This is a genomic window from Microcystis sp. M_OC_Ca_00000000_C217Col (assembly GCF_007095585.1).
GTDB classification, from domain to species: Bacteria; Cyanobacteriota; Cyanobacteriia; order Cyanobacteriales; family Microcystaceae; genus Microcystis; species Microcystis panniformis.
The window spans coordinates 1-20,194 of sequence record NZ_SFBV01000304.1 but is presented as its reverse complement, the minus strand read 5'-3'; the positions used below and the strand labels follow the sequence as shown (position 1 = coordinate 20,194).

The 20,194-nt window shown below is 45.5% G+C and carries 18 protein-coding genes and 1 pseudogene; 1 reads left to right on the top strand and 18 read right to left on the bottom strand.

What is annotated here, in order from left to right; translation table 11 throughout:
- The first annotated feature begins 45 nt into the window (after positions 1 to 45).
- Positions 46 to 879, top strand: a pseudogene (locus tag EWV66_RS19475) (IS630 family transposase).
- A 452-nt stretch (positions 880 to 1,331) separates the two neighbouring features.
- On the opposite strand, the gene EWV66_RS19470 reads toward EWV66_RS19475, so the two are convergent.
- The 18 genes from EWV66_RS19470 to EWV66_RS19385 form a co-directional block, all read right to left on the bottom strand.
- On the bottom strand, positions 1,332 to 1,901 hold the full coding sequence (locus EWV66_RS19470; protein ID WP_052275902.1) for a Pvc16 family protein: 570 nt from the start codon (positions 1,899 to 1,901) through the stop codon (positions 1,332 to 1,334).
- Entirely contained in the window at positions 1,898 to 2,560 is a 663-nt protein-coding gene (locus EWV66_RS19465; protein WP_170863894.1) for a YkgJ family cysteine cluster protein, read from the bottom strand. Before EWV66_RS19465 ends, EWV66_RS19470 begins: the two co-directional genes overlap by 4 nt.
- A 30-nt stretch (positions 2,561 to 2,590) precedes the next feature.
- On the bottom strand, positions 2,591 to 4,747 hold the full coding sequence (locus EWV66_RS19460) for an AAA family ATPase (protein ID WP_287107927.1): 2,157 nt from the start codon (positions 4,745 to 4,747) through the stop codon (positions 2,591 to 2,593).
- Positions 4,748 to 4,801: 54 nt separating this feature from the next.
- On the bottom strand, positions 4,802 to 5,023 hold the full coding sequence (locus tag EWV66_RS19455) for a hypothetical protein (RefSeq protein ID WP_072925043.1): 222 nt from the start codon (positions 5,021 to 5,023) through the stop codon (positions 4,802 to 4,804).
- 103 nt (positions 5,024 to 5,126) lie between these two features.
- Positions 5,127 to 5,741 carry a hypothetical protein gene (locus tag EWV66_RS19450; RefSeq protein WP_185237218.1) on the bottom strand — a complete coding sequence of 205 codons (615 nt, stop codon included), beginning with the start codon at positions 5,739 to 5,741 and terminating at the stop codon, positions 5,127 to 5,129.
- A 381-nt stretch (positions 5,742 to 6,122) separates the two neighbouring features.
- Positions 6,123 to 7,067, bottom strand: a complete 945-nt coding sequence (locus EWV66_RS19445; protein WP_185237217.1) for a tail fiber domain-containing protein — start codon at positions 7,065 to 7,067, stop codon at positions 6,123 to 6,125.
- 18 nt (positions 7,068 to 7,085) lie between these two features.
- Positions 7,086 to 8,018, bottom strand: a complete 933-nt coding sequence (locus EWV66_RS19440) for a tail fiber domain-containing protein (RefSeq protein WP_072925051.1) — start codon at positions 8,016 to 8,018, stop codon at positions 7,086 to 7,088.
- A 39-nt stretch (positions 8,019 to 8,057) separates the two neighbouring features.
- Complete coding sequence (locus EWV66_RS19435; RefSeq protein WP_072925053.1) at positions 8,058 to 8,477, bottom strand: hypothetical protein; 420 nt, start codon at positions 8,475 to 8,477, stop codon at positions 8,058 to 8,060.
- A gap of 10 nt (positions 8,478 to 8,487) precedes the next feature.
- Positions 8,488 to 9,975, bottom strand: coding sequence for a hypothetical protein (locus EWV66_RS19430; RefSeq protein WP_072925056.1), 1,488 nt, complete (start codon positions 9,973 to 9,975; stop codon positions 8,488 to 8,490).
- 58 nt (positions 9,976 to 10,033) lie between these two features.
- Positions 10,034 to 10,846 (bottom strand): phage tail protein, encoded by an 813-nt coding sequence (locus EWV66_RS19425; protein WP_287107924.1) that lies wholly within the window; start codon positions 10,844 to 10,846, stop codon positions 10,034 to 10,036.
- Between the two features lie 40 nt (positions 10,847 to 10,886).
- Entirely contained in the window at positions 10,887 to 12,362 is a 1,476-nt protein-coding gene (locus tag EWV66_RS19420; RefSeq protein WP_287107923.1) for a baseplate J/gp47 family protein, read from the bottom strand.
- A 54-nt stretch (positions 12,363 to 12,416) separates the two neighbouring features.
- Positions 12,417 to 15,905, bottom strand: a complete 3,489-nt coding sequence (locus EWV66_RS19415; RefSeq protein WP_072925064.1) for a putative baseplate assembly protein — start codon at positions 15,903 to 15,905, stop codon at positions 12,417 to 12,419.
- A 25-nt stretch (positions 15,906 to 15,930) separates the two neighbouring features.
- Complete coding sequence (locus EWV66_RS19410) at positions 15,931 to 16,323, bottom strand: GPW/gp25 family protein (RefSeq protein WP_052278394.1); 393 nt, start codon at positions 16,321 to 16,323, stop codon at positions 15,931 to 15,933.
- 13 nt (positions 16,324 to 16,336) lie between these two features.
- Positions 16,337 to 16,738 (bottom strand): PAAR domain-containing protein, encoded by a 402-nt coding sequence (locus EWV66_RS19405; RefSeq protein WP_052275910.1) that lies wholly within the window; start codon positions 16,736 to 16,738, stop codon positions 16,337 to 16,339.
- A gap of 34 nt (positions 16,739 to 16,772) precedes the next feature.
- Positions 16,773 to 17,426, bottom strand: coding sequence for a phage baseplate assembly protein V (locus EWV66_RS19400; protein ID WP_052275911.1), 654 nt, complete (start codon positions 17,424 to 17,426; stop codon positions 16,773 to 16,775).
- Positions 17,423 to 18,490, bottom strand: a complete 1,068-nt coding sequence (locus EWV66_RS19395; protein ID WP_052275912.1) for a phage late control D family protein — start codon at positions 18,488 to 18,490, stop codon at positions 17,423 to 17,425. The genes EWV66_RS19400 and EWV66_RS19395 overlap by 4 nt, the downstream gene beginning before the upstream one ends.
- A 118-nt stretch (positions 18,491 to 18,608) precedes the next feature.
- A complete protein-coding gene (locus EWV66_RS19390) occupies positions 18,609 to 19,310 on the bottom strand; it encodes a CIS tube protein (RefSeq protein WP_052275913.1) in 702 nt (233 codons plus the stop codon).
- Positions 19,301 to 20,194 (bottom strand): hypothetical protein (locus tag EWV66_RS19385; protein ID WP_287116023.1); only part of this gene is annotated, 894 nt, incomplete at its 5' end. The genes EWV66_RS19385 and EWV66_RS19390, both read right to left, overlap by 10 nt.

Below are 20,194 nucleotides of genomic sequence, written 5' to 3'. Positions count from 1 at the left end.
AAAAATAAGGTAAAATAAAGGGAAACGAGCAACCCATACAGAAAAATGTCTTATAGCCTAGACTTGAGAAAAAAAGTAATCGATTATGTAGAGAATGGGGGAAGCATAACCAAAGCCGCCGCTCTATTTAATATAGGAAGAGCGACGATATATAGATGGCTAGGTAGGGAAAAACTGGAAGCAACAAAGGTAAAACACCGTCAGAGAAAGCTGGACTGGAAAGCACTGTCAAAAGATGTCCAAGAAAATCCCGAGGCAAGATTAAGAGACAGAGCCGAGAAATTTGGAGTGAGACCAAGTGCCATTTGCTATGCCTTAAAAAAAATGAAAGTTACCAGAAAAAAGAAGGAACTTCGTTATAGAGAAAGAAACCGAGAAGAAAGAATGAAATACTACAGAGTGCTGAGAGAATTGATTAAAATATATGGAAGTGAAAGCCTTGTATTTATTGATGAGTCAGGGTTTGAAGAATTTCAAGCCTGTTTTTATGCTTGGTCAAAAAAAGGGAAGAAAGTCTTTGGAGATGGAAAAAGAGAGAACCTTGTCGCTGGTAGAAGAAAGGGAAAAAAAGACTTTATTGCACCGATGGTATTTACGAGAAGCCTGAATGCCGAAGGTTTTGAAGGGTGGTTATCTTTATATTTATTGCCCTCTCGCACCCATAACATCAGTATTAATTATGGATAATGCACCAATTCATCGGAAGACAGTCATTAAACAACTGGTAGAGGAAGCAGGTCATCAGGTCGTGTTTTTGCCAAAATACTCTCCTGATTTAAATGAATCGAACATGATTTTAGTGCATTAAAGAGGGCAAGAATGTATGCTCCTGTGGGGACACCCCTTGATGAAATTATTCGTACTTATTGTGTCGCCTAGCGTCTCGTTCTTATTTGAAATAACTATATCTGTCAAAAAATAATGCTTCTACACAAGTTCTCTATTTAAATAAGAGAATTTTATCTGATTTTTTTCAAAATGAGAATTGCTGCTCTTATGGAGTAAGCCTTCAAGCTATCGCTAACTAACAGAAACCCGGAATTTGAGTTTTTATTAGAAAAAAAGTTAGCGTTCCCTTGTCAAGCAAGGGTTTCAGAACCTAGATTCGGTTAGGGATTTCCGAAAGTCCCTCCAAGAGCATTATACTAAATCCGTTGAGTAACGCACAGAAAACGGGTTTCTCGGAGAAACCCGTTTTCTACTCATGCACTCATGCAAAACGGAGAATAAATAATCAGTTTTTAATAACTGGATTTAGTATTATTTGTCCGTTTTCATAGATAGCTTCGTATTGCATGGGTTGAGTGGCTGTTCATCATTAGCTTAACTACCTACTTTGGCTCGACTTTGAGAACTTTTTCTGTTACCAAACGAACCTCAACCGCTGTAAAGGGTTCAACTGCAACAGTCACCATGTAGCTGATACCCGCTTTCATGCGCCCGTCAAGAGCCCCCCAAAAATCCCAAGCATTCGGGGTGCGTTCAGGTTGAGAAACCCAGGCGCGGAGAGGTAGAGATTGATTGGCTATTTGCCCCTTGAGGACTTCCGTTGGCAAAATTGGATAGCTCAATAAGGTCTGCAAAATACTGCCTAACAGTCGATGTTCGTCGGCGACATCGGTTGTCCAAACGGTGATTAGATAGGATAAATCAATACGAGTGGGGGCAATTTTTTCGGTTCCTGTTCCTGTGGTTCCGTTGCGGGAGAGATAGCGCTCATTGCTGCGTAACTCGTGATTCTCGCGGATGTCGTAGAGAAAACAATTAATTGTAGGCTTATTCGGCTTGGGATTCCAGTCGTCTTTGTTCGGCACTTCAAACTTAATATCGATCGCGTTAGGATCGAGAGGCACTTTTTGCACCAGCAATTCTTTAAGCGTATCGTCGAGATCGTGGATCATTGAATTTCACCTCCTGGAAGTTCCATTTCTGCTGCACTCAAGTTGTGGGGCCAGTTTGGCTCGTTCAGCTTGGGATTGACAATTTTATTTTCAAAGTCGAGCCAGATGCGCCTGTCGTTGCGGCAATCGTAGGCTCGGCAAGGGATGGGGCGCTGGGAATGCACCGTACAGCCTAAACCTTGGCGATCAAAGTGGTGGCAATAGCCGTCCGCACCTTTGGCAATAACATAAGGTTGGCTCAACTCCCAGCGGATGACTCCTTCTTCGATGTCTTGGCGCGACAGGGGAAAAACCATTTTGCAGCAGGCAGCCTGGCACAAATGTACCCGATTTTCGCAGTCAATGGCGACGGGTTGGGAAAAGGTATATTTATCTTGTTCTGGTTCCTGCAAGGAAACGCCCGGATCTTGCTGCAGGAAACGTTTGAGCAGTCGTTGGGCTACCTGCTTTTTCCTTGTGTCAATTTCGTCAAGATCGAGTAAGCCTTTTTCTGTCAGCAGTTCGATGAGCGCATAGACGAAGGAGGCGGCTTCCAGGGTGCGCCCTGCCGTGGCATTTGTGCGTGCATGGAGATAAGTTAGGCCCTTTGCCACCTCATGGTGTCGGGCAAGGTCATCAGGCATGGCTGGATTAATCCCGGTTTGGCTTTCTTGATCCATGATACTTGGCAGAACAATGGGCAAACCAACTTACTTTTGTTTAAATGGCAAAAACTCCTCCTCCCCAATCAGTCTTCCCATCTTCTGAAACTCCCGCTTGGTTGCTTGCAGCAGATGTTTCATCGTCACACACTGGCTCTTTTCTGCGGCGAGGAAGGCAGCCGCCAGGGCGATGTTGCGAATATTACCTCCTGCCAGCTTGAATTGCCGCGCCATGCCTTCGAGATCCACATCGGCTGCCAGGGGTGTCTGTTTGGGCCAGATGCGCCGCCAGATTTGCAGGCGGTAGTCCGCTTCAGGAAAGGGAAACTCGACAATGAAACGGATGCGCCGAGTGAAGGCTTCATCTAGATTCTGCCGCAAATTGGTGGTTAGGAGCGTCACCCCTTCGTATTCCTCCATTTTCTGCAACAGATAGGCAATTTCAAGATTAGCGTAGCGATCGTGGGCATCCTTAACCTCGGAGCGCTTGCCAAAGAGAGCATCTGCTTCGTCAAATAAAAGGATGGCATTGGCACTCTGGGCGGCGGTAAAGATCCGCTCCAGGTTCTTTTCCGTCTCGCCAATGTACTTGCTGACTACTTGGGAGAGGTCGATCTGATAGAGGTCGAGGTGCAACTCCTGGGCGATGACCGCCGCCGCCATTGTCTTACCCGTACCAGGTGAGCCAGAGAAGAGGGCATTTAGCCCTTTACCGAGGGAGAGTTTCTGCTCGAAGCCCCACTGACCGCAGACGAGGTGATGGTATTTGACCTGATTGCAAATTTCTTGGAGTTGAGTCAGTCCCTCGGGCGGGAGGATCAGATCGGCCCAGGTGGAGTGAGGGGAAATTTTGCGGGCGAGGGAAGTCAGGGCTTGACCTGAGTGGGCGCGAGCAGCAGCAAATAGGTCTTCTAAGCTTAAGGAATGAGGGGGTTCCTGGGATGCCTGGGCCGCCTGCCAGCGAGCCTGGTGCTGGGCTGAGGCGACTGCATCGCCAATTTGTTCAGGAGTCAGGCGGAAACGGTCAGCGAGGGTATCTAACTCCTGGGCCGGTCGGCTAATGCCAGATTGGGAGAGATAGGCTTGCCAGTTGTCCCGACGTTGGGCAAAGTCGGGTAGGGGAAAGGAGACGGGAAGAATCGTGCGGGTGGAGCCGGGGATGTCTGACAAGTTTGGCCCTGCTCCTCCGAAGATGGCGATGCTGGGAAATTGGGCGATCGCCTGCAATAGGCGCTGATAGTTGCTTATCTGCTCTTGGGAACCCAGTGCGTCGATTCCCTCAAGATACAGCACCCCATCTTGAAACTGGGCTTCTCGCAAGAGCAGGGGCAAGATTGACTCTAGCTCGGTTTTCGCGGCGATCGCTGTGGCGATGTCTGCTACTAACAGCCTCATGTCCAACTTGAGAGCGATCGCTTCTGCTGCTTGGCGCTTTCCCACTCCCTGGGGACCGTGAAAGTGAAGGTGTAAAGGCTGATTGGCTTCCCTCGCCTGGAGTGCTAAGGCGAGCAAAGCTTGCTGGATTTTGGTATCTAACGACAGTGACTCTGATTCTGGAATCGGCTTAACTATCTGGCAGAATGTGGCCAATCGGGAGTCGAGTCCCTCCTGTCCTAGCAGGTAGCGGATTAGTTGCTCATCAGGCTTGAGGTAACAAGCAAGTAAGGGAGGCTGCACCTGATGGGGGTCCGCCAACAGATGGAGCAGTCGATGGCGGATTAGGGGCGCGTCTGGGGCAACCCGATACCTTTGCCACAGCTTGCTTGGGGCTGAAGAACACAGCAGGTTGAGGGCGAGATCTACTGTGGGTCGCCTGCGAGTTACGTCGTCCTGGAGGTAGGCGTAAAGCCTTTCGTAGCGCAGGTCGAGTTCGGGAGCGAGGGCAATTACCACTAGCTCTAGGTCGAAGACGGACAGGTCAAAGGTTTGCTTGAGCCAGGCTAGGCGGGATGCTTTGTCGGCTAACTCAGAAAAGGATGGCTCCCAAGCTTCTCCTCTGAGTTTCAGGACAGGATCTCCTGGCTGGCGCACTAACAATTTCTCGACATCTTCCTGAGTGAGATAAAGACCTTGATATGCTTCAGTTGTTGGGTCTTTGGCATAGATTGCTTGAGCGGCAACCACTGCTTTTTCTAGCAGTTTGTCTAACCACTGTAAAGCTGGTAATAGATTTTCCAACCAGGCTTTATTAGCCTCGATAACCATAATAAACACCACAGAGACACAGAGGACACAGAGTTTTTTTAAATGTTAAATACTTCAGTTAGTTTGAGAGAGAGATTCTACTATTTCAACAACGTCAAGATTTTCTTCTTCCTCAGTTTTAGCGAGTAACTCTTCTAATACTTGAATAGCGCCACTGATACGAAGCATGGTAGTCCTTAGATTCGACCCTTGTGTTTCTAAATCAGCTAACATTTTTTGACCAGATTCATATTCTGCTTTGAGTTGTTCGAGGCGTTCTTTGATTTGTTTTTTCATAGGAATAATGCGTTGGAAAAATTTGCTTCTAACCTAGGTCATAACATAAAAGCTGATTTTGCAATGGTTTGGCAGATTAATTATCGCCGATTTCATAAATTATCTACTCTCCTGGCTCTTCATTGAAGATAGCATGGTATAAAATGCCTAAAATTTTGTTGATGTCTTTAATGTAATACTCACTCAAATCAATCTGAACGGTTTTACCTACAAGTTTTAAAAATCTCCAGATAGTTCCAATTGTCACGACTCCGTAAATGACAGAAATTTCATTACCTTCCTGTTGGTTGAAGATTTGAGCGGCGATTGCTTCAGCAATACACTGACCAAATCCTGAGTTTAAGTTTTCATTTTTCGCCTCAACAATTGTGATAATCGGCTGACGAATAAATAACTGTTCTGGATTTTTACTGATAATAAAGTCGCAAATACCGTTCAAGCCTTGGCTGAAATCGACAGTAAAGTCAACTCCAGAAAATAGACTAATTTGGTGTTTTAATTTTCTTCGCAACTCTAATAAGACAGGAGCAATAATCATTTCTGAACGAGCTTTTTCGGTGTTGATAGCTACTGCTAAATCGACTGTTTCCTGGAGGGTTGTCATTAAATATTCACTACCCTCTACTTCTGGAATGGAGGCGAATAATTCAGATTTTTCCCGAATAGTTAAACCAAAAAGTTTTACTAATTCATCTAACTTGAAATTGCCATAAGCCATTTACACTCACCGCCTTTTATTGTTCAAATAAAATTCTAATAAACACCACAGAGACACAGAGGACACAGAGTTTTTTTGTTGATTCAGTGATGGTAATAATCTATTCTTTCCATGTAATAATACCTCCGCATTAGAAAGTCCAGTGTACAAACTTCCCTGTTCGTAGTAACGACTTTAGTCGTCCCTGATTACAGAAGTGGTGCGTTACGGCGAATTATTAATTTTGGTTTTTTGACCAAATTGATAGCCGCCTAACGCACCCTACACTCTTTTCAATGCTTCCTGAACAAAACTTTCTTAAAAAAAAGAGTGGTATTTCAGGTTGGCAGTGTGTTACTTTTTTAACGCACTCTACAAGAGCAGCGATCACACTAATCATCTTTAAGATTTTTTCTCTAGGATTTCAACTTTTTCTGCTAATTCTAAGAGCCTCTTTTCTTGCTCTTTAATGACTTTAGTTAGCAATGCGACAATATGATCATTACTGATACTTTGCCTGTCACGAGATGCCACTAAATCTGGAACATCTTCTGCGATAAAGCCAAGATGTAAATTCTTATCTTTATCGTCTTTCAGATTGTATTTAACGGGATTTAGTTCAGCTAAGGCATCAACAGCTTCTTCAGGAGAAATTTTCAGAATATTCTCCTTTAACTTTCTTGAAGAAGACTTCAGAAATGAGGTAGCTTTGACATTGCCATTGACCTCTAATCTTTCGGAAGGACTGTCAGTTCCGACACCGACATTCCCACTGGGTTTAATTCTCATTACTTCTTGACCTTGAACGTCTCCTCCGTGTAGCACATTAACAAATCTTAAGTCATCTTGTAGATCATCACCCCAAGCAATCACCGCATCTTTTCGGTTAGGTCCTTGATCTTTTAAGCCAATAAATAAACTATCACTATCCCAAGTAATATTGATTCCTTTTTGCATCCAATCACGATCCAAGTTTCCTCCGCCAATCTCTAAGACATTTGTTACTGATAAATTACCAGTAACAGTCAAACTATTTTGAATTGTCAGAGGACCTGTCATCGTATCCCCGGCTTTGTTAACTGCCAGGTCGAGGTTTTTCACAACTCCCGTTAAGTTTGAGCCATCCCCGAGAAATGAGGTAGCTTTTACATTGCCATTGACCTCTAATCTTGCGGTAGGAGCGGCGGTGGTGGCAATGCCGACATTGCCAGTAACAGTTAAATCTGTGGTCTTAATTTTGCTATCGATTTGCAACTCTTTGGCTGCACTACAGCTAAGTACCGGCCATTGATTTTCGAGAAGATCGTCCTGAAAAAACGCAAGACTTTTGAGATTTTGGTCAGCCATCTTAATTGCCTCCTTAATTTAATAAGATTTTTGGATTGGCGGTTCTAAAGCTTTGATTTTTTCTGTTAATACAGATATGGTGATTTGTTGATCTTGCAAGACTTTAGTTAATACGCCAACGATGTCCATGACACTCACTCCTTTTCGGTCAGAGGTTGCCAAAAATTCCGGTACATCTTCAGCGATAAATCCGATGTTTTGACGTTGGTCACTATCAGTTTTGTAATTGAACTTAACGGGATTAAGTTCTGCTAAAGTTTGAACTGCTTCTTGGATGGAAAGCCGTTCAATATTTTCTTTTAATTCCTTGGAAGAACTGTTGGTGAATTTTCCGACGACACAAACGTCTTTAGCAATTAGGGAAAGTCTGCCATTGTCATCATTAATAATTCGGGCATTGTAATCTTCTGCCACTCCGGCAAAATGGAAGTCGATGTAGGGTCTGCCACTACCTGGTGTAGAGGGATCTCCACCAAGCTCAATACTACCTCCTTGATCGAGTTGCAATCTACTATTCCCCCATTTAATCTCTCCTTGTACTGATAAATTGCCCTCGATACTTTGCGTCCCAGTAAAGGTATTTTCCCCTCTTGTTGCTACTAAGTTAGGAATGCGGTCAACACTTAACGTTCCCGAAGTAATATTTTCAGCATCAATATTGCCTGAGATTGTGCCAGTAACGGTGAGATTATTTTGAATCGTCAGCGCCCCGGTCATCGTATCCCCGGCTTTTTTCACTGCCAGGTCGAGGTTTTTCACAACTCCTGTTAAGTTTGAGCCATCTCCGAGAAAGGTGAGTGCTTGTACGATGCCACTGGCTTGTAAATCTGTCGTTTTAATTTTGCTATCGACTTGTAACTCTTTGGCTGCACTACAGCTAAGTACCGGCCATTGATTTTCGAGAAGATCGTCCTGAAAAAACGCAAGACTTTTGAGATTTTGGTCAGCCATCTTAATTGCCTCCTGATTTTTAATTCATTAATTAACCATTCAATTTCTGCCACAAACTGGCACATCAATCAGGTAAAATCCAGAGCGAACTGTCTGCAATTTGATAACAATTGGGTTGCCTTGCTCATCTGTCTCCAATAGTCCTCCTGCTGTTTCCCCTTCGCCAACCGCTTGACTTTGAAGTCCCATTTTATATTTCTCCTTGAGCTTAGGTGGAGGATAACTGTCGTACAGTTTATTCATTTCTTTGGAGGATAGTTTTTGACAATTCTGGGTTTTTTCGATTTTCCCTAAATCAGCGTTGGCTGTCTCCACTCGAACAATTCCCTCGGTAGCCCCTTCTTTAATGATGACGAAAGCATAATTGAGACCCTGTAAAACTTTAGGGACAAGAATTTCGGCTTCGCCACCCGGTTTCGGTTCGACAGATAGGGGAACTTTAAAAAATGCGATCAACATAACTCCCTCCTTATTGAATATTTACAAATACAGCAATATAACCTGTTCCCTCTTTGAGAGATTCTAAGGCTTTGCCAATAATACTGCCAAGTTTGGGTTCGGTGGCTTTCTTGGCGTGTCCAGGATTATTAGATGAGGTGAGCAAATCACCCACTTCAATAGGGGCTTCGGTAGCATCGACCTTGCAGTGGGCGTAAGCACCAAGAGTTACTACCAGTAATTCGCCACCATTTTCTACGAACGTCGGATCATCAGGTTCAACTCTAGTATCAGGAGAATTTTGATCGGGTATGCTTTCGCGGTCAACAATCCCAATAACTCGGCTATCATTTTCTGTGTCTGCCAAGGTCACTTCAGGAACTGGGATTTTGTTGTTATCACCGTAAAAATGATGGATAGGTGTGCCTTTTAATGTCACTAAATCCCCCGTTCTCAATCGCTGTTCACTGGCGTTGACGAAGGCATCTACTACATAGCCAGTCTTTGGCCCGGTAAATTTGGCTCCACCATTAACGGTTAGTTGATCGGTGACAGTTAATGCACCACTGATGGTGCCTCCCGTAGTTGGCAAAGCACCCACCTGAGCCGCCGTTGTACTATGGGGATTATCGAGGCGATTAGCGTGAGTATTGAAAAGAGTCGTTACCTCGCTATCCCGGGCAATTGCTGGGTCAATTCTCGCCTCATTAATCACCCCTGTACTCGCATTAATCTGAGTAACAAGGCGGTTCGTTCCTCCCTGATTATCAATTAGGGCGGCGGTTGTTTGGTGGGGGTTATTGGTGTTACTGGTGTGGCTATCCAACTCAGTCCCATCAGCAGAAACATCCCGACCATCCACTGTCCCAGTCACTTCCAGATTACCAGTAACTCTCAGGTTACTTTGTAAATCGGCTCGTCCGGCGGCTCCTAAACGCATCCGGGACCATTGGGAGGGGTCAACATTAGTATCAGTTAAAGTGAGACTACGGGCTTCTAAATCGCCAGCAACAACCCCAGCAGCACGCCGCCGATTGACTCCCTCTCCTTCATCGGTGGCTGTAATTTTGCCCTCAGAGTTCACTGTCACCCGCCCCAAGATTAATTGCAGACTCAATTGATCAGCGGAAGGGGGATTTTCACTTATATTAATGGTGGGGATTTCTTGTACGCGGGTAAAGCCTTCTACTCCCGTTTCATTCGTCTTATCGACTTGCTTATACTCGTGGGCGATAGTAACATAGACCGTTTTATTAACAAAGCCAGATAAATCTTTATTAGCTTTCTCCACTAGCACAATCTCTCGTCCCTCACTGTCAATCGCCATGCCTTCAGCAATTTCTATCTGGGACGAACCAATAGTATATTGTAATTTTAAGCCATCGGCGATGCCCCAAGTGTGGAGATTCTCATTGTGTCGCCGTCTCATCTCTAGGTGATAGGTTTGTTCCTCAGTAAAATCGGGGGCTCGCAGGAATTGCCCGTTAAAGTAATTTAAGCGTTTGATTGGGTTAGCCATCTTTCGTCTCCTTGGGTAAGTTTAGATTGCAGTACAGATAGTGTTAGGTCGGTTATCTTCAAAGCGGATCTAAAAGAGTATCGATGCCTACAGTGGAATTAACATCAATCCGAAATACAGGCGTTACTACTGTAATCGGTTGGCGATAGTCAGTGTGAGCTGGTTTTTGTAAATCGACAATAGCGGTAACAATCTCTTGCTGTTGCTTGCGCCGTTCAGGATTGGCCGTTGGCAAAACAATTTGCACCCAAAAGAAGAAGGGAGCGCCACCATCAAGTATGGTATCTTTCCCAATGGTAGCATGGACACCTACCTGAAATGGCGCGTTCAGTTCATTGACCTGCACACCAACATCAGATGTCGTCTGTACCCCCGTTTGGGTATAAATAATTAAAGCTTCTTCTAAACCGCGTTTAGTGCCTCGCAGCCGATACAATTGAGTCGCCCTAGCAATTAACAGTCGTTTCTTATTTTCCTCCCAATCATCCCGCAGAGTCAAGGCTACCCAACTAGCCAGCCAAGGTAAGAAGTCGAAGTCTTTGTCCCTGGGGTCGCTGGGAGCGCGTTGAGAGGCACTCAAGTTGGCTCCAGCCTCAAAATACCGATACACTCCCGCTAACTGGGTTGTTCCGCTACTAGCTGGATTGAGTAGCTTGTCTAAATCGGTAATGTTTCCTCCCCCCAGAATTTCTTCTAGACCCGGTTGGGGGATTTCTAGGGATACTTCTCCTAAACCAAGGATAATTCTTTCAAAAGCCAGTAGGAAGCGACCGAGAAAATTCGGCTGGTTAGCTTCACTATCTTCTTGAAAAATAGCCGGTAGGTAATTTAGTAAACTACTTGCCTGTCCAGTTCTTTCATTGATTGTCATAAAATCCCCTCCAGAAAAAATTGTTTGATCACTTACTTGCTCAACCAGTAATAGCTGAATTCACCTCAACCAGCGATCGCAAATCAATCACTTCTCCTGCTTTGATTAACAGCCATCCCCCTGGTTCTTGGTTGCGGTCGCTGGATAATTGAATAGAAGTAACCTGAGCAATACCAGTAATAATTGTTGCCAAATTTAATTCAAGAGAATTTGTCTCAAGATACTGAGAATCTACTAAGTTCAGGCTGCTCAGCTTGATTGTTTGGGTGGCGGTAACTTCAATTTTCATGTTAGTTGCACCAGTCGGATTTAGAGCGCAAATTGTTGGATATAAAGGATGGAAAAAAGCTCGGGTTTGGCTTTTAATTTCTCGCTTCAGTAAGTCAGGATTTGCTCCAGAAGCAGCCCTAACTTTAATTGTTAACTGCACTACCAAAAAATTAGCACTAGGTGCGATCGCTATCTGGTCTAGTTTGAGGCGGTTTGCCGGCAGATAATGGTCATACAGTTCCAGTCCAATCGGTTCCCCCCGATCATTCCAGAGGGTTTCTGTTGCTAGGCAATGTTGATCTTCTGGCTGGCACTCGCTGACAAGTAGAACGTCTGTTAAATAATCAATTCCGTCAATTTTTTCTAGTAATTCATACACCTCCGAGACGTGAACATCTCGACTAAAAGGCCAGTTTTCCGGGTCAAGGAATTGCTGCATAGCTTTGACGATGCCGTTGCTGACTGTCTCAGTGAGTACATCAGAGCGACGAGCAACGAGAATTTCCACACTGATAGGAGTATAGGTCGGACCGACAACCGACAGGCGAGTAGTGAGGATAGACCGTTGCTGAAGATATCCCTGAAGTGCATCTCGTAGTAGAGTCGTTGGTTGGGGTCCTAATTGATTGGCACTGTCACTATCTTTATCAGGTAGAATCAGAACACTAACATAGTTAGGTTTACTTTGCTTCTTTTCTTCTTCCCTCCCTGCTCCTAAATAGCGTTGCGGAACACAGTAAGCGCGTTTAATTTTTTGGCTCACTTTTGAGGGTAAATTTTCTTCTTTTACCTCTAAATTAGTAGTATCCCACCATTCTTTGCAGCGGTCTTTAAGAGATTTTTCAAGTAATTTGTCCGCCTTTTCTTCTTGCTGCATCTGCACTAACCAGATGTTAAATTTTTCCTGACTTAGGGTTTCGTAATCTTCAGCCGTTATTGCTCGATATTCATCCCGCAAATTTAAAACAGCATCCTGGATTTCTTGTGCTAAATCCTGATTTTGCTCGGCAACCCAATCAGGTCCATTAAGCAACCGCAAAAATGTTCGCAAGTTATCATCAGTTATTCGATTTTGCCGATACAGCAACATTTCCGTCAAGTAGGCCAACATTTCAATCAGGGTAATGCCTGGATCGGAGGGATTATAATTTGTCCATTCCGGGGCGTAGTTAGGAATCAGTCTGAGGGCTTCGGCAACAAGATCCTCATAAGTGCGGTCATCTAAGTTAGGCAATTCTAAAGGCATGGTAAATAATTCACAATTTAATTAATTTTCAATCTTCAAAAACTGCAAGCTTCCTCAAGATTCCTCAAAAAATAGGCTGATGGTGTGAGTACCAGAATAGACTAAGAAACGGCCGGTCTTTCTTATCGCCTCAACCTCCTGAGAAACCCTGCCATCATCGACCAGGAGGCGGCGAATATAACTGACCCCCGGGACGGCTTCTAATAGGGCATAAAAATCGGATTTGTAGGGTTCGCGTCCAAAATCCCAGCCATTGCCATCTAATCCGCCCGTCAGGGGGTGTAAAAATTGCTCTAGGGTTGCTTTAACTGCTTGTTCGACAGCACTGGCTCCTTCGAGTGAACTCAAAGCAATTTCGACATTAACGCTTACTGGGATATAAGGAGGCCCAACCACCAGAATCTCGACAGTTGGACAAGCACGCGCTCTGAGAAACTTTTCAACTCGGCTAATCAGTTCCAGACTTGGTAGAGGCTTGAGCGCCTCAGAGCGCGGTACGATGATGATGCTGGTTGTTCCCCGTCTAGGTGCTTGCTCAGGTGGATCTCCTAGCCAATGTAGAGGTAGGCATTTCGCCCTTGCCACCTCTGGGGAAGCCAGTTTTGCTAAGTCTTCGTAATCTTCTAGGGTGACGGCGCGATCGCGGTGACGGATAGTTTCAGGGAGGCGATCGCGCAGGGATTCCAGGGTCTCTGCTTCTGCTCCACCCACCGCCGCTTGTAAGTTGGTCACTTTCTCGATGTAGGGAACTGTGGTCTTCAGTTGCACAATACTATCAACAGGTTTATTCCCCGCTTTGCCACCGCCTGTCTGATACCGCGCTATCCTTAGATTACCAGTTCCCAGAGGCGGAATCAGCCCGTTGCGTCCGTTACCAAACCGAATTTTGCCCGTAAGCTGGTCGAGGACGTAGTGGCGATCGCGGGAACTTGAGCCATAAAAATCAGGAACTTGCTGCCATTGTACCCAGACTTCTCGAGAATTGGGAGTTGGGGTAATCGGGTTGCTATTTCCTGGCAGTTTTAGTCTCTCTAGCTCTAGTTCTGAAGGTTTTTCTGGTTCTCTGACCTCTAATTGTGGGTTTTGCAGGACGGGAAAGCGAGTCGTTTGGAAAATTTGATTTTCTGACCCGTTACTAGAACCTAAAATTTCCTTGACAATCGTGAGCGTTTGGCTGGCAAAAGTTGTATTGAGGGCAAGGTTGATGATTCTAGGTTCAATGAGATAGTCTCCTGTTTCCCACTGTACCCGTAACCAGTAACGTTCCGATAAGTCAAACTCGGCTTTAGTTTGACAGTCAGCCGGAACCAAGAATTTAATTAATCCTGAAAGGGTGAAATTTTCGCTGCCATCATCGACCGTAAGTTTGGACCAAGCTTGTCCATTCCAATATTGCCAAGATAACCGGACTGGCGACATTGGCGGTAGTTGGTCTGCCACAAAAGTTTCTAAAGTAGCAGTATAAATAGTAGCAAAAGTATCAGGACGGCTCAGGCGGAGGAAAGCAATATCTCGGTTTTCCTGATTGAGATCTTCGGGAATAGTAATCTGCACTTTTAAGGATTTTATTTCCCCAGGAGCAAGAGTAATTGAAGTCCCTTCCTCTGAGATTGTCGTCTCCCAATTATTGCCCCAAATTTCCACTCGCCAAGTGACTGATTGCTCCGTATCATTTGTTACCCATATAGGATGGGTGACTATTCCGGTTGTCGCAACTTGACGACTGTAGGGAGGAGAAAGAGGGATAAATTTTTCCCCATATTTCAAGTCTGCTAAGGAGACAAAAAGACTCAGAGGACGATTGGGAAATTTGGAGCGATTTTGCGGGAGGGTAAATCCTAGATATAACGAAGGATGAGATTCTGTGAGGGCTTCAAAAGGAATAAATGGTTGTTCTTTCTGTTGAATGTAGGTAAAGTTATTGTAGGTTTGACAAGCAGAAAGGGACTGAGTAGCATTATATGTATAACTTAGGGTTAGGGATTTGAGCAAAGGGGGAGAAAGGGTGTTAGAAATTAACCATACTCCTGTCCCCACTGGATGAGGCGATTGTAGGGCTTCTGTCAAGGTCAGGCTATTATTTGAGGTATTAACAACCCCGATAGTTCGGACCTCCTGAGTGTTAGTTCCCGTGGCAATTTGGATGCGATCGCCTGGCATAAACCCCCGGCTACTGTTGACGATAATTTGCTCGGTGTTTTCCCTAATTTCTTGTCTGAGGGTAGTAAAAGTAGGGGGTTGAGAGGAAGTACCCGTGCCATAGTTTCCCCGAACAATCCGCACGCGAATCCAATAATTATTCTTGCCATTAACTTCACCTAATCCTATCTGATTGGGCAAAGTAAAAGTGATTGAACCGCTTTGGCTGAATTTGGCAGTTGCTAGACTACTGGGAGTTACCAATAATGGCTGCCAAGCCTTACCATCCCAAGTATCGAAGGCTAATTCAACTTCATTTTCGCTGTTGACGGGGACAGTTTCATTGAGGGTGATGTTGACTGTTACCCTAGCTCCGGCTTTGGAAAAGACTTCCTGACTAGCTAGGTAGAGTGTGTCACTGAGGCGGGGGGTTTCGCCAAAGGGAGAGAAGTCTTTAGTTAGGTCGAGGGGTGAAGAATTAATAAAACCGAGATCGGGTAGTAAATTAGACTGAGTAACGCTCACGCTCGCTGTAATCCCTTGAATTTTCGGTAAGGGAGGAGAACCAGGGATTAAAGACTGATTAAGCGCAACTTTCAGCCAGGACGCTTCTACGCCATTGATGATTTGTTTAACGGGAACGGGAAAGTTAGGAATTGATACTTGCCAACTTTGGTTATTTTCTGAGATATTACTGACCAATTGACTGATTTGCCGCCAATCTTTACCATCCCAATAAGACCAAGTCAAGGGGAGTCCTGCTAACCTCTGAGCCTCCTCAGATTGAATTGTTAAGGTGACAGTTTTAGCAACTGGTAGGGTGAATAGGTCATCGCAAGCTAAGTACAGGCTGTGTTCGACTCCCGCATCGCCATGAAAGACAAAACCCGCAGTTGCAGTTTTGGTCGTCAGCCACCCAGTGCGATCGCTCCAGGTATCCTGCTGCGGCTCCCGCACAAATACGGAGGTGAGTTGAGCGGCGGTAACTACTAATTCCGCTTCTGTTTCAAAGATGACTGGGGCTTTTTCCCCTTCCGCTGGGGGAGCGGCTACCTGAGTTCCCACTGGAACCACTACATCCACTGTAGAGCCAGCCGCCAAAGAAAAGGTCAGGGGAGTGCGAGCGGCTTGAGGTGGGAGGCGGGAGGCTCCTAACAAGTCCAGGAATGCCAAGAAATTCTTGTCCGGGACTTGGTTCAAGCGCTCGATGATAATTTCGGCAAAGCGGGCAAAGGTGCCAATCAAGACGGCACTGATAGTCCCCTTTTTCGGCAGTCTCTTGCCTGTTACTGGATCTATTTCAGATTCCTGCCAAGTGGGTGCATATTCAAGCAGTAATTCCTGCAACTGCTGGGTAATCTCAGTTGCTGTGCGCTTGTCAATTTTCGGGGCTGATTTAACCATTGAATTATGAATTATGAATTAGGAATTACATTCTTTCTAAATAAAACGGATAGACGAGATTAAAAACGTTATTACTTGCTCGCACCTGATAGTCAATACTGATGAGCAGTTTTTCTCCGTCGCTGTCGGATTGGGAAATAACTTGAACGTCTAGTACATCAATGCGAGGCTCGAACAAGAGCAAAGCTTCTCGCACTTGTTGGGAAATTTTGCCAGCGGTGGCTGCCGTATTCATTTCAAAAACGAGGTCGTAAATCCCGCAGCCGAAATCAGGGCGCATCACGCGCTCGCCCTTAGCCGTTCCCAGAATGATCCAGATGGACTGACGGACGCTTTCTTCGTACTTTGCCCATTTGAGCGCCCCCGAATCCACCTGAATGGGGAATCCTACGCCAACACCTAAAAAAGATTTCTCCATCTCCATCCTCCCCTTAACCAATTAAGACAGTACCGACAGCAATAACCTGTCCTACGGGCAAATCGGCTGGATCATTGCACGTCTGGGCTGTATCGCTGTTACGCGCTGCCATCTTACCGTTGATCTTGACGGTTGGGCTACCGATTTTAATGGTGGCTTTGTTGGCGGGAGGGTTCTGGAATGCCGTACCAGGAGGGGTCGGGATATGGGGCGGAGTGTTGTCTGCCGTGCTGTCCACGGTGGCGGCTGCCATCCCCATAATCTTGACATCTGCACTGAGGTTGCCGTTGATGATGCCAATAAAGGGGTGGGGAAGGGGAGTCGGAACTGGTGGTCCCGGCGGTGCTGGCACCATGATAATGTGGGTGTCGGTGGCAATAATTTGGTCGCCTTGTTTAGCTGCGGGTTGTCCCATAATGGATTTTAGATTTTAGATTTTAGATTTAAAACTAATTGAGGTTGATAGTTGCGCCTTTAAGATTCATGGTGGCGCTGGCTTTGATATCCATGCCTGCACCAGCTTCTATTTTGCTGTCGGCGGAAGACTTAATTTCGATTTTTTGTGCGTCTAGTTTGATCGTACCTTTAGTAGCAGAAATGGTAATGTCTTTGTCAGCAGTAATAGTAATTGTGTTATTAGATGTATCGAAAATTAGACTGTTATTGCCACTTTTATCGATAATCTCAATAGTTTCTTTGCCATCTTCATCATTGAGACGAATGGCATGACCGCTGCGAGATTTGATCAGCCGCAGGTTATTTTTCCCGTCGCTATTATTAGCTGGAGGTGCATCTTTGCCATTCCAAAGAACCCCCAAAACGTAAGGAAAACGCGGGTTTCCCTGCTCGAAACCTACCAGAACTTCATCATCTACTTCTGGGAGAAAGTAGATCCCTCTTTCTTTGCCGGCCATTGGGGCAGCAATTCTCGCCCAGTTGCTTTCATCTTCATCTTTATCGCTAAGCCAGGGAAATTTCAACTTGACTCGACCTAAGTTATCCGGGTCTTTATTGTTGGTAACTATACCTACGACCACTCCGAAAATACGACCGGCGATCGCTTCCCTAGTTTCCGTATCTACTGTCACCTCAAAGAGATTCATATTGCATTCCTCCGAATTGTAAAATAGGTGAAGTAACCGCGAGGTCCGTAGCGATGGCTGGCCGCGGTGACGTAATACAGTCCACTAAATCGCTGACCAATCCCATCGATCTCAATGACTTTACCGGCCCGCACTTGGGTATTACCCCGACAAATGCCTTGACCAGTAATCAATCCCAGTACCTCCCGATTAAATTGAGCTTTAGCAAATTGATCAGCTTCAGCTTGACTGGCAACGGGGCGATCGCTAATGCCTCCTATCCCCTCACCGAAGGCACTCTCACTAAGCTTGGCACCACTCGACTGTCCCCCCATCGTCGAGACTTCATCCCCTGCCTTAGCCTGTCCAAGAACTTTTTGCTTGTCCTTGGCACTCCAGCCGCGCACTGACACCTGGTTCACCTGTCCGAGAGAGGAGAGGCGGGGATAAAATTCCAGCAGGTTATCTTCCAGAGTCAGGGTTAAGACGGCGCTACTGGCATTCCCTACCGGACGGAACAAGAGGGTTTTGTCCTCTACTACTACCTCATACTGGAGCTGCCGCGCTCGTGCTTGCAAGAATTCCAGATCGGTCTGGTTAGCCTGCATAATATAGTCATGGGTGACTTGGCTATCTTCGGCTTTGGCAGTAAGTCCTCCTTCACTGGCAATTTGAGCGGCGATGTCGCTGTCTTTTTTCTGGAGGAAAGTACGAGTCTTGCGTCCTCTTTGTAGTCGGTGGCGGCGATCGTAACCGCGCACGATAAAGCTAGGCAGGCGATTGATCGTAAATTCTGGTTCTAATCCGGTAATTTCTCCCTTAATTAAGGTGGCCACTTGGCCCCCATAACCCAGTTTAACCTCTACTTCGGTACCAAGAGCAAAAAGAGCGTCATCGAGTAAGGAAATCTGACTATTCTGAGTTTCAAGTCCAGTCAGTTCCACTGTGAACATACTGGGTAGAGTCAGGTCATCCTCAACGGTGATGCTAATAACCTGAATTTCTGTCTCAATTGGCAGTGGTGAACCGCCAATTTTCAGAGCAAAACTCGGTAACAGCAAATTTGGCGTACTCGTTGTCGGCATTATCGATAATTCTCCTGATTTTAGATTTTAGATTAGTTTTTTCCCCGTTTTCTGTTCGCTGCCATATAACTCTGTCACCTGCCCAATTCCCAATTCATAATTCATAATTCATAATTCATCAACGTAGTTTCGGAATAATTAGAGGATTGCTCACTTTTAAATGGCGCGGATCGTCTAGATTATTTGCTTGGGCGATAATGCGCCAGAGATTGGGATCTCCATATACTTCCGCCGCTAGGCTGCTTAAAGTGTCTCCTCGCTTGACTAGGCGTGTCGTTTGTTCGGGATCAGTTTGTTTGAGGTCTTTTTCTCGATCAATCCATTCAGTAAAAGTCACTGTCAGCCTAGCGCGTAGGGGTTTGCCATCACTTTTGAAGAGGGTAAAGTTCTGCACCAAGTTAGTCACCACTCCAATAAAGGGAAACTCAGGAGGATCAAGGGGGTTTCCCCAAGACACTGTGCAAATTGGCGGTTGATTGGTATCCCGTTCAATGCGCGTCAGCTTGACAATTTTATTGGTGAGTTGGCGCACGTCATCTACTGGCTTACCCTCAACGGGTTCGGTCACGTCAAAAAACAGTTCTAAAACAAGGGTACGACTTCCTCCTCCCCCAAACTGCAAAACTGGTGCATTCAAATTTCTCTGGACGGTAGATTGCTCTCCTTTGGTGGCTGTTGAAGTACTAGCAGATACTTGCGAACTCCAAGTGACTGGTTTGGTAATTGAATAGGCAGTCGGATTGAATTGCACCGTAATTTCTGGCAGCTTAGACGGTGGTAGAGGTTTAATCTTTAATTTGGTAGGCGTTTCTAGTACCATTGGCTCATTCCTCGACGTTCACGTTCAACGGTTAACTGGCGAAACAGCAGACGGCTGACTTGTTCGGCGATGTCTGCAACATTAACTACCGGAGTCTGGTTTGGTGTCTGAGTGATCGCTGGTATAGCAGGATTTGATGGCACAGCTTCCATCTCGGAAGTCGTATTTGACATCTGGCGCAGGCTATTGGGACGATTAGGATTGACTGGAATACTGACTGACGGCAAAGAGGAGTCAGTATAGCCGTTGTTGGCGGCGGAGAAAACTGTCCTCGCTGGTTCACTGGTAGTTTTACGCCAAACCAGATTGGTCGGGACTGGGAGGTTTCCTGGAACCTCTCTAGAGGGAATTTCTGGGACGACGGCGATCGAAGTTGTTGCTAATTCGGAGTTAACGGCGGCAATATCTCTATTTGCTTGATTTCCTGACTGTTTTTGTCCTCCGATCGCCTCTCTGTGTATTGTACCTGAACCTGTTGTTAGTCGGTTAGATTCTTTATCTAGCGATTGTAAGCTTTGCCGCAGCAACAAGGGGGTTGCTGTGCTTAAATTGCTTACTTGAGGTTGTCCTAATTCCACTGAGGTAACTTTTGTTTCTCCTTCTGTTGACGCAACTATTGCCTCTGATTGGTCTAAAGTAGCTGCTGATTCTGAGTTAGAAGTGGGATTATTTATTCTTTCAGTAATTGTTCCCAAAGGTAAAGTAGATTCTCCCGAAGTGGCTGTTAAAGAATCTATCTTTTTTTCCTCAGATGTTTCGTCTGGCTGCTGCCAGTTTTTTCTGAATACTAAAGGGTTGGTTGTTGCTTCGTTACTAACTAAAGACTGTCCTTGTTCAATAGCAGTAACTTTTGTCTCTGGTTTGAGAGATATTTCTGCTGATTC